This is a genomic window from Enterobacter cloacae complex sp. P13B (assembly GCF_014895915.1).
GTDB classification, from domain to species: domain Bacteria; phylum Pseudomonadota; class Gammaproteobacteria; order Enterobacterales; family Enterobacteriaceae; genus Enterobacter; species Enterobacter bugandensis.
The window spans coordinates 159,232-169,939 of the sequence record NZ_JADBQN010000041.1 but is presented as its reverse complement, the minus strand read 5'-3'; the positions used below and the strand labels follow the sequence as shown (position 1 = coordinate 169,939).

The window sequence follows — 10,708 nt, the reverse complement described above, 5'->3', positions numbered from 1 at the left end:
CACCGAGATATACACTAGGTGTTTCGTCGGCAGCGTCAGATGTGTATTAGAGCCAGGTCGACCAGGCGGGCAACGTCGGCTCCACCGCCTCTCAGGTGGTGACGGTGGACACCACGCCGCCAGCTACGGTAGGCACGGTAGTGAGCTATACCGACGGTGAAGGCGAGCGTCAGGGCACCTTTGGCAGCACGGTGGCCACGGACGATAACGCACCGCTGATCAACGGTACGCTCAACCGCGCCCCTGAAGACGGCGAGATCGTCCAGCTATACCGCGACGGCGTTCTGCTCGGTCAGGTGACCATGAACGGCAGCGCAAGCTGGTCCTTCCAGGATAACGGCCTGAGCGATGGCAACCACACGTACATCGTGCGCGTGACCGACAAAGCCGGTAACTACACGGAATCGGACGGCTTCGTGCTGAACGTAGATACCAGTATCCCGACCACCACGGCGGCGATTACCGCCCAGACCACGTCAGATACCACCCCAATCGTCAGCGGTACCGTCTCCGCCGACCTGGTGAACGGTGAATACCTGGTGGTGACGGTGAACGGGAAAACCTACACCTCCCAGACGGGGGGGGCCGTGGTAGTCGACCCGGACCACAATACCTGGTACCTGCAGATCCCGGACGGCGATGCCCTGAGCGTGGCGGGCTACAGCGTGACGGCGCAGGTGAAGAGCAGCGCGGGGAACGGCAATACCACCGGTACGGCGACCGGCAGCCTGGTGATTGATACCACCACGGTGAATACCGACTGGGCGACCACGGCGGGGAACAGCAACAACTCCACCATGACCTTCGGCATGAACAGCAGCGGTCTGTGGAATATCATTGCGAACACTCAGGCTTACTCCAGCAGCGATAGCTCGACCTATGCCGGCAATACGCTGACCAACACCCGCGGCTACTACGTGGTGAGCCAGACCGCCGCCGACTTTGACCGTAACGGCACGCAGGATATCTTCGCGACCGAGAATACCTACGCCGGGTCTACTCAGGTGATGTGGACCTACGATGGCAGCACCTATAACGCCAGCCAGCTGGCGATGGGGACCACCATCTGGTACGGCGGCGTGATTGCGTACGATAAAACCGGCGATGGCTATCTGGATCTGGCTTACGGCGATGCCGGTATGGACTCACTGACCTACCTGGTGAACAACAACGGCGTTCTGTCGCCGGACGGCACCGGCGGGGAGGGCGGTTTCTACGGTCAGTTCGACTCCGGGCGTGAAATCTCCGGCGTTGACCTGAACAACGACGGTACGGTGGATATTGTTCAGCACACCAACCGCAGCGGCGCGTACTCGTTAACCGTGATCAACAACAACGGCAACGGCACGCTCTCCATCGGCCAGAACCTGACCAACGTGTTTGTGGTAAACGCCGCGAATACCACCACGGCGGCGTCCATGACGTGGGCGGATTTCAACGGCGATGGCTACATGGATCTGTACCTGGGCAGCAGCTACAACAACAACGGCGGGGTGATCTACTACAACGACGGTACCGGGAAGCTCTCAACCACCAAGAGCGCGGTGGAAGCCTCTAACGCCACGGCGGGGTATCTGTCGGTGGCGGTGGACTGGAACGGGGACGGGCAGATGGACATCATCAAGCTCAGCACCTACGGCGGTTCACAGACGGCGACGCTGTTCACCAACAACGGCTACGGTTCCAGCTGGACCGCCAGCCAGCTTAAAACTGGCCTGGCCTACGCCACCGGCGTGGCGGCAGTGGACTACAACTGGGACGGCGCGAAGGATCTGCTGGTGTCGCAGCAGAACGGCAAGGTGGTGCTGGTGCAAAACAGCGCCAAAATTGCTGACGGTACCGCGATGCACCTGCACATTGTCGACAGCGAGGGCATCAATGCCTTCTACGGCAACACGGTCAATCTGTACAACGCCGCGGGCGTGTTGGTGGCTTCGCAGATCATCAACGCCCAGTCTGGTATTGGTTCGAACGATACCTCTGCGCTGGTGAGCTTCTACGGGCTGGATCCGAATGAAACCTATTCGGCCGAGATCCTGAAGATCACCAACGGCGTGTCGGATAACGTCACCTGGAGCGGTCTGGAAGCGGGCAACGGCAAAGAGGGCTACGTCCTGACGGCCGAAGCGGCCACCGGCGGCCACAGCGGGACCCTCACCGGGACCGGGTATAACGACATCTTTATCGCAGAGGATGGCACCTATACCTACAACGGCTCCGGCGGCTGGAATACCCATTCCGACTACGACACCTGGAGCAACACCGGCGGGATGGACGTGGTGGATTACCGCAATGCGACTTCCGGCGTAACCGTTGATTTGCGTCTCTCTACCGCGCAGGACACCGGGTTCGGTACGTCACGACTGCTCAACATTGAGGGCATCAACGGCTCGAACTTCGACGACGTCATTACCGGCAACAGCGGTGATAACCAGTTCGAAGGCCGCGGCGGGAACGACACCTTCAACATCGGCAGCGGCGGTCACGATACGTTGCTCTACAAGCTGATCAACGCGTCGGACGCGACGGGCGGTAACGGTCACGACGTGGTGAACGGCTTCACAGTCGGCACCTGGGAAGGGACCGCGGACACGGATCGTATTGACCTGCGCGATCTGCTCTCCGGCAGCGGCTATACCGGCACGGGCTCGGCGAGCTATGTGAACGGCGTGGCCACGCTGGACAGCAGCGCGGGCAACATTACCGATTATGTCCGCGTGGTGCAGAACGGCAGCAATACCGAAATCCAGGTGGATCTGGACGGTACCGGCGGCCAATTCTCGCCAACCACCCTGGTGACGCTGAACGGCGTGCAGACGGACCTGGCGACGCTGCTGGCGAATCATCAGCTGTTAATTGCGTAAACCAACGCCGCGGGGAGTAATCCTCGCGGCCTTTTGGCGTTTCTTTACACGAATGGCGTTAACCCGGAGATTATGAAGACACATCCACAGTACGAACCCTGGCTGCAGGGCATGCTCATCATCGCGAAGCACTACCGGCTGGACTTTTCGGTGGAGCACGTTCGGGTCACGATTAACCATGAAAGTCAGTCTCCGCGCCAGCTGGTGCTGGAGGAGATGGCGCGCCAGCTAGGGCTGGGAATGCGCGTGGCGACGGATGCAGCATCTCTCGATCCGTGGCGCCTGCCGCTGCTGGCGGAATTCACTGGCGGTCAAATCGCGGTCATTAACCGCATGGACAACGAAGGCAACGTGAGCCTGCAGTTCAGCGGCGACGGCGGGCTGGAGACGACGCTAACGCGGGACGCGCTCGGCTCACGGTTGAAAACGCTGCTGGTGCTGCGCCCGTTAGAGTCTACGCCGGATGCACGCGTGGACGACTACATCAAACCGTATGAGAAAAACTGGTTCTGGCAGCTGGCGCTGAAGGACTGGCGCCGCTACAGCGACATCATGCTGGTGGCGCTGGTCGCTAACGTGCTGGCACTCTCCGGCATGGTCTTCTCCATGCAGGTGTACGACAGGGTGGTGCCGTCGCAGTCGGAGGCCACGCTGTGGGTGCTGTTTGGCGGCGTCATGCTCGCCATCGTGTTTGAATTCATCATGCGCATGCTGCGCGTGCATATTTCGGACGTGGTGGGGAAACGCGCCGACCTGCGCATCTCAGAACGCGTTTTTGCCCACGCGCTGCGAATTAAAAACGGGGCGCGCTCCAAATCAACCGGATCGTTTATCGCCCAGATCCGCGAGCTGGAGTCGGTGCGCGAGCTCATCACCTCGACCACCATTGCGGCGATCTCCGACCTGCCGTTTTTCCTGCTATTCGTCTTTATTCTGTGGATGATTGGCGGCCCACTGGTGCTGGTGGTCCTGCTCGCCGTGCCGCTGCTGCTCATTCCGGGCCTGCTGGTGCAGCGCCCGCTGGGGAAACTCTCCAGCGAAGGGATGCGTGAATCCGCCATTCGTAACGCGACGCTGGTGGAGGCGGTGCAGGGCATTGAAGACATCAAGCTGATGCGCGCCGAGCAGCGTTTCCAGAACCAGTGGAACAACACCAACGACGTGGCCGCCAGCGTCGGCATGAAGCAGCGCTGGCTGACGGGGCTGCTGTTGACCTGGACCCAGGAGGTGCAGTCCATCGTCTATGCGGTAGTCCTGCTGGTGGGCTGTTACCTGGTCATCAGCGGCGACATGACCACCGGTGCGCTGGTGGGCACCTCGATTCTGGCATCGCGTACCATCGCGCCGCTGTCGCAGATCTCTGGCGTGCTCTCGCGCTGGCAGTCGGCAAAAGTGGCCCGCAAGGGGCTGGACGACCTGATGCAGCGCCCGATTGACGATCCGCAGCACGGGAAGAAGGTGCATAAAGCCCACCTGCGCGGGGATTACCGGCTGGAAGACGTCGGCTTCTACTATGACGAGGAAGAGAAACTCACCGTGCTGAACATCAGCAAACTGCAGATTCGCGCCGGTGAGCGCGTGGCGGTGCTCGGGCGTAACGGCTCCGGTAAAAGCACGCTGCTGCAGCTTCTGGCGGGCATGCAGGAGCCGCAGCAGGGGAGCATTCTGCTGGACGATATTGCTCTCAATCATCTGGACCCGGCCGACCTGCGTCGCGACATGCAGCTGCTTAGCCAGCAGGCGCGGCTGTTCTTTGGCTCCGTGCGGGACAATATCCTGATGGGGAACCCGCTCGCCACCGACGATGAAATTCATCAGGCGCTGGTCAATAGCGGCGCGCTGGAGTACGTGCGTAAGCAGAAAATGGGGCTGAACACCATCATCAACGAGGGCGGAACGGGCCTCTCCGGCGGACAGCGTCAGGCGCTGCTGCTGGCGCGCGCGCTGATCACTGCCCCGAATATCCTGCTGCTGGATGAGCCTACCGCCTGGCTGGACGAGATGAGCGAGAAGCAGTTTATTCAGCATCTTCACAAATGGCTGGGCAAGCGCCGGACGCTGGTGGTGGCAACGCATCGCCTGCCGATTCTGGATTTGGTCGACCGCATTATTGTGCTGGAAAACGGCAAGGTGGTGATGGACGGCCCGCGCGACGCGATCCTGCATCAGCACGGGCTGGCGCCGCAAAAGGCGGCACAGCGCACCGTGACCATGAAGCCGGCGGCTGTAGCAGAGGAGGGTGCGGCATGAACGATTTCTCCCGTTATAACAGCCGTCTGAAAGAGCCGCGCCTGCCGCGATCCTCGCTGGTGGCATGGTCGTTGTTCGCCCTGCTGGCGGTGTTTATCGCATGGGCGAGCCTGTTCCAGCTGGACGAAGTCACGACCGGCAGCGGCAAGGTGATACCGTCCTCCCATGAGCAGGTGATTCAGTCCCTGGAAGGGGGGATTATCCACAGCCTGCTGGTTCGCGAAGGCGATATCGTTGAGCGCGGTCAGCAGTTGGCACAGCTTGACCGGACTAAAACCGAGTCCAGCGTGCTGGAGAGCGAGTCTCGTCTGAACGCGGCGCTGGCAACGGCTGCGCGACTGAAGGCCGAAGTTAACGACACGGAACTCGCGTTTCCCGAGGAGCTGGACGATGACGTTGAGCTGGTCAAACAGGAAACGGCGCTCTATCAGTCCCGTCGCGAGAGCCTGGAAAAAGGGCTGGCCGGCTTACGTCAGGGCGCCGAGCTGGTGCAGCGCGAGCTGTCGTTGACCCGTCCGCTGGTGACCCAGGGGGCGGCCAGCAAGGTTGAGGTGTTACGTCTTGAGCGTCAAAAAAATGAGCTTGAGAATAAAATCACCGAGATGAAAAATCAGTATTACGTCCGCGCCCGTGAAGAGCTGGCGAAAGCCAACGCGGAGATTGAAGCCCAGCGTTCGGTGATGAAAGGGCGTGAGGACTCCCTGACCCGGCTGACATTCAACGCGCCGGTGCGTGGGATTGTGAAGGATATTGACGTGACGACCGTGGGCGGCGTTATTCCCCCGAACGGCAAGCTGATGAGTCTGGTCCCGCTGGACGACCAGATGGTGGTTGAGGCGAAAATCTCGCCGCGCGATGTCGCGTTTATCCACCCCGGCCAGAAAGCGCTGGTGAAAATTACGGCCTATGACTACTCCATCTATGGCGGGCTGGAGGGCGAGGTGACCATGATTTCGCCGGACACCCTGCAGGACGAGGTGAAAAGAGATGTCTACTACTACCGCGTCTATATCCGCACCGACAGTAACCACCTGACCAATAAGCAGGGCAAAGACTTTCCGGTCTTTCCAGGGATGATTGCAACGGTAGATATTAAAACCGGCAGCAAAACCATACTGGATTATCTGTTGAAACCGCTGAACAAGGCAAAAGAGGCGCTGCGCGAGAGATAAAGATTGGCGTTCGGGATACCGAACGCCATTTGTATTATACCGTTGACGTTACGTTGTTTGGGTGGCGTCGCTCCTTCGGCACCACGTTAATGTAATGAGTAACATAGGCGAAATATAATCCGGCATAGTTTTCGACCAGTTCGAAAAACGCCGGATACACCGACAGGCGACCGTCACCACGATCTTTAAGATAACCTGCCTCATGCGCCGATTTGATAATCCGGTTGACGTGGATCCGTGAGACAAAGAATTCTTTAGCGAGCGTGCTGGCGGAATATTGAATAACCGCGCCGTGGGCGGATTTGTTTTTTATGGCCTGCAGGTAAAGATACAGCATAATCATGCGGCCTCCATCCTTATCAATAAATAACCCTACTTCCGGTAAAACTTTTCTGAACGTTAATCCCCGGAAAAGATATTCTGCCGCGCGGCGGAAGAAATTATTTCTCAATGTGTCATTATCCAGCAGATTTACATCAATATTAAACGTCGGGTAAAGAATGCTAACGGGTAAAAATGCACCGGACATATAGCGTTTGAGTTCATTCAATCCTTTTTCGGTTGGGGCAATTCTCGTTTTTCGCCGGTCTTCCGTACAGCGCCAGGTCCTGATGCGTCCCGTAGTTCTGAGTAACGTAATGATCGCAATAACGCTGTTGGGGCTGGCTATTTTATAGCGGGAACATAACTCTTTTATCTCTGAGACGGATTCGGCCTGATTGCCAAATATAAAACAACACATGGAAAGAATAATGTTAAACCGAGATTCCTGAAGCATTGTCTTGTAGAACAAGGGTTGTTTTTTGTAGATGGCGTCATTGATTGTGTAGTGCTCTAATATTGCCTCACTAAACCGCGGGTTGCTTTTTATAACATCCCTTCGATGTAGCAAGGCCCTGGATGAGATGTGATTATCCATAGCATTTTTCTCGTATTTGATGAGCCGATAGATGAAGTATCCAGCCTTCTTTTTCGGAATTTTCATTATACCTGAGAAAAAGTGGCTTGCGGTCGGTATTTTAAAAGAAATATAGAGTTATATTTATGCGTGGAAAAGGGTGATTAACGCAAAGATGTTACAGTGCATGGCGTTGATAACAGTATCTTAACCTGATGGTGTATTGTAAAATTATTATACACACCGCTGTTGGTTTACATACTCATAATAATAATGGCGCTTTCGTGCCCAGGAGCAGGTTATGACCCACCAAATTTCTCTCAGGAATGATGCGCGCAACGAGCAAAGATTTGTCATTTCAACCTGCGGCTTTACGTTTCAGGGATATCACCTGCTGCTCAAAAAGTACGGCATAGAGACTGCGCATATTCACTTTGATGGAGATGAGTTATCTGATCCTGACAAGGAAAATATCCTTATTCATCAAAACGCTCACATCGTAGTGTTCCTGGGAAAAGGTACGGTAGCTCTCCTGGAGAGCCTGACGCGACTGGCATCCGTACTCAATGCACTTCCTGTTATTCGTCGTGTTACCCTGTATGGTGATATACCGGACAGCTGGCTGTATCGAACCCTGGGTAGTCTTCTAAATAACAGTCATCAATTATCATTGATTCGCATAGCCAGCGTATCTGATGTAATAACCTGTTTCCACACCCACAATAATGGCTTTAAAGACCGCTCGCGCTTATTACGCGATTACTATCTGGACTGTTCTTCGTCAGAAAAGCTCAAATGGCTGACAAGAAGAGAGGTTGATGTTTTATTGAACTTCTATCGCGGCATGTCTATAAAAGACCTGTGCGACAAACTGAGGCTTTCTAATAAAACGGTTTACACCCATCGTAAAGAAGGTCTGCAGAAATTACATTGTATCAAACGATGGTTGAATGAACCGCGCAATGTAAAAGTGGAAAGGCGGATTAAAAGCCAAAATCAAAGAGTGGACTTCACGGATAAAGAAGCGGAAGTTTTTAATGCGCTGGTGAAAAGGGAGATATTTCCCGCCTACCAGATCATTACCGATCGTGACAAGAAAGGAGTGGGGTTTGAGATACTTATTCGCTGGAATAAGAACGGTAAAATAGTCAAGCCAGCCCGTTTTCTGAATGATATCGCTAATTATGAAGTATGGCTAAAAATTACGGCTATGGTGATCCACGCCGCCGTGTCCGGGATTAATAAATATAACGGTAAATTCTATTTTTCCGTTAATATACCGCCTCGCCTGGCGTCCGGGAACGCGCTGCCAGAAATGGCCAGGAAAGCCATCGGCATGCTGCTTAACCCCCAGTGGGCAGAAAAGCTGGTCTTTGAATTCGCGGAAGATATTGATGTAACGAAAGATAAAAGCATCCCAGAAACCATGCGGCACCTGCGTAATACGGGGTGCAGACTGTTTCTTGACGACTGCTTCTCAAGCCATCATGTCATGTTCCCCGTGAGGCAGGTGCATTTTGATGGGCTGAAACTGGATCGGGACATCGTCGATCATTTTGTGGCGAACGACAACGATTATAATCTGATTAAAGCGATACAGATTTACAGCGACATGACCGGAACAGCTTGCATTGCAGAGGGCGTTGACAGTGAGGAGAAGTTTGAAAAATTAGTCGAGCTGGGTGTGAAAAACTTTCAGGGATATTATCTCTCGCGCGCCGTGAAAGAGGAGGAATTAGACCGCATGGTGAGATTGTTCAGCTAAAAAATAAAGCCCCGAAGGGCCTTGTTTATTTGCGTCCCAGTAACAGGCCAAGCACAATACCGACCGCACCCGCGGCGATAAGACCGGTGAGCGGGTTATTTCTGACCGCTTCAGTCACATCAGAGACAGCATCGCTGGCCTGTGCGGCATATTTTTTCGCAGCGCCTTTTACCTGATGCTTCGGTGAATCAACGAACTCACCGAACTGCTGCTGGGCTGAACCTGAAAGTTCATCAAATTTATTTTTTGCTTTGTCTTCAGCAAACTGGGTGTTTTTATCAGTACCGAAATCAGACATTTTTGCCTCCTTTTGTTGATAGTTAAAGGATAGCCTCTCTTTGAAAAGATGAGAGGCGGAACGCTAAATTTCGGAGGGAATTGGCCGGTTTTCGGATATATCTACACCAGAAGAGGGCGTTATTTTTCGTTCTCATCCTGGCCGTAATACAGCTTTCCAATGCGGATAAGCGGGCGGCCCTGCGACTTGCGGTGCAGGTTGCTGTCCCGAAGGGAATACACGCAGCCGCAATATTCCTGCTGGTAAAACTGTTCCCGCTTGCTGATCTCAATCATGCGTGATGAGCCGCCCTGTTTGCGCCAGTTGTAGTCCCAGTAGACCATCCCCGGATAGCGCGCTGCCGCACGCTGGCCGCAGTCATTGATCTGCTGCATATTCTTCCAGCGAGAGATCCCCAGCGAGCTGCTGATAACGCTGAAACCATTTTCCGCCGCGTAAAGCGCCGTACGCTCGAAGCGCATATCGAAGCACATGGTGCAGCGGACGCCGCGCTCGGGCTCCCACTCCATGCCTTTTGCACGCTCGAACCAGTTATCGGTATCGTAATCGGCATCAACAAACGGCACGCCGTGTTTTTCTGCAAAACGAATGTTTTCTTCCTTACGGATGAGGTATTCCTTTTGCGGATGGATGTTGGGGTTATAGAAGAAAATGGTGTAGTCAATGCCCGAGGCCTGGATAGCTTCCATGACTTCACCGGAGCAGGGGGCGCAGCAGGAGTGCAGCAGAAGTTTATCGGCGCCGTTTGGCAGGGTGAGCTGCGGGCGGATGAAGGGGGTTGTACTCATGATGTTCTACAATATGTTAATGAAATTTATGGAATTGTAGCACAAGTTATTTATGTCTTATGACTGTACTGGTGGGAATCGAGGATCCGCCTGGTCGGGATCCTCGCGCTGAGCGGTGCCGCTATTCGGCAAATTTGAGCAGCGCTTCACCGTCAAGACGGTAGCGCACCCATTCGGACTGCGGCAGCGCGCCAATGCTCAGATAAAAATCGATGGCGGGCTGGTTCCAGTCCAGCACGCTCCATTCAAGGCGGCCACATTGCCGTTTTACCGCGAGTTGAGCGATATGTTTCAGCAGCGCTCTCCCCGCGCCTTTACCGCGGTAGTCCGGGGAAATGTACAGGTCTTCCATATAAATCCCGTTGCGTCCAAGCCAGGTTGAATAGCTGGTGAAGAACACGGCATAGCCGGCGATCCTGCCGTCAAACTCAGCGATCAACGCCTCGGTTTTACTGCCCGCACCAAAGAGGGTTTCCCGGATCTCGTCCGGCGTGGTTACGACCTCTTCGGGGGCTTTTTCATATACCGCCAGCTCATAGATCATGGCGTAAATAGCCGCTGCATCTTCGGGGCGGGCCTGACGAAGGGTTATGCTCATTGTTTTTCCTGTTTTTTGCACGGTTCGCGATTGATGGCGTTAAGCATACGGAGTATTGTCCGAAGAATTAAGTGC

At 55.1% G+C, this 10,708-nt stretch carries 7 protein-coding genes and 1 pseudogene; 4 read left to right on the top strand and 4 right to left on the bottom strand.

Annotated elements, in window-relative coordinates:
- Positions 1 to 56: 56 nt before the first annotated feature.
- The 3 genes and pseudogenes from IM273_RS22755 to IM273_RS17945 form a co-directional block, all read left to right on the top strand.
- Positions 57 to 2,864: pseudogene (locus IM273_RS22755) on the top strand (beta strand repeat-containing protein); the annotation flags it as partial.
- 72 nt (positions 2,865 to 2,936) lie between these two features.
- Positions 2,937 to 5,114 carry a type I secretion system permease/ATPase gene (locus IM273_RS17950; protein WP_126326025.1) on the top strand — a complete coding sequence of 726 codons (2,178 nt, stop codon included), beginning with the start codon at positions 2,937 to 2,939 and terminating at the stop codon, positions 5,112 to 5,114.
- A complete protein-coding gene (locus tag IM273_RS17945) occupies positions 5,111 to 6,286 on the top strand; it encodes an HlyD family type I secretion periplasmic adaptor subunit (RefSeq protein WP_028013086.1) in 1,176 nt (391 codons plus the stop codon). The genes IM273_RS17950 and IM273_RS17945 overlap by 4 nt, the downstream gene beginning before the upstream one ends.
- Positions 6,287 to 6,320: 34 nt before the next feature.
- Here IM273_RS17945 and IM273_RS17940 read toward each other — a convergent pair whose 3' ends face one another.
- Positions 6,321 to 7,205 carry a hypothetical protein gene (locus IM273_RS17940; RefSeq protein ID WP_028013087.1) on the bottom strand — a complete coding sequence of 295 codons (885 nt, stop codon included), beginning with the start codon at positions 7,203 to 7,205 and terminating at the stop codon, positions 6,321 to 6,323.
- A 280-nt stretch (positions 7,206 to 7,485) separates the two neighbouring features.
- Between IM273_RS17940 and IM273_RS17935 the strand changes: the two genes are divergently transcribed.
- Positions 7,486 to 8,949, top strand: coding sequence for an EAL domain-containing protein (locus tag IM273_RS17935; RefSeq protein WP_193050032.1), 1,464 nt, complete (start codon positions 7,486 to 7,488; stop codon positions 8,947 to 8,949).
- A gap of 25 nt (positions 8,950 to 8,974) precedes the next feature.
- Here IM273_RS17935 and IM273_RS17930 read toward each other — a convergent pair whose 3' ends face one another.
- The 3 genes from IM273_RS17930 to IM273_RS17920 form a co-directional block, all read right to left on the bottom strand.
- Positions 8,975 to 9,247 (bottom strand): YqjD family protein, encoded by a 273-nt coding sequence (locus IM273_RS17930; protein WP_028013089.1) that lies wholly within the window; start codon positions 9,245 to 9,247, stop codon positions 8,975 to 8,977.
- A 119-nt stretch (positions 9,248 to 9,366) separates the two neighbouring features.
- A complete protein-coding gene (locus IM273_RS17925) occupies positions 9,367 to 10,035 on the bottom strand; it encodes an epoxyqueuosine reductase QueH (RefSeq protein ID WP_028013090.1) in 669 nt (222 codons plus the stop codon).
- A gap of 121 nt (positions 10,036 to 10,156) precedes the next feature.
- Positions 10,157 to 10,633, bottom strand: coding sequence for a GNAT family N-acetyltransferase (locus IM273_RS17920; RefSeq protein ID WP_045260478.1), 477 nt, complete (start codon positions 10,631 to 10,633; stop codon positions 10,157 to 10,159).
- Positions 10,634 to 10,708 lie beyond the last annotated feature (75 nt).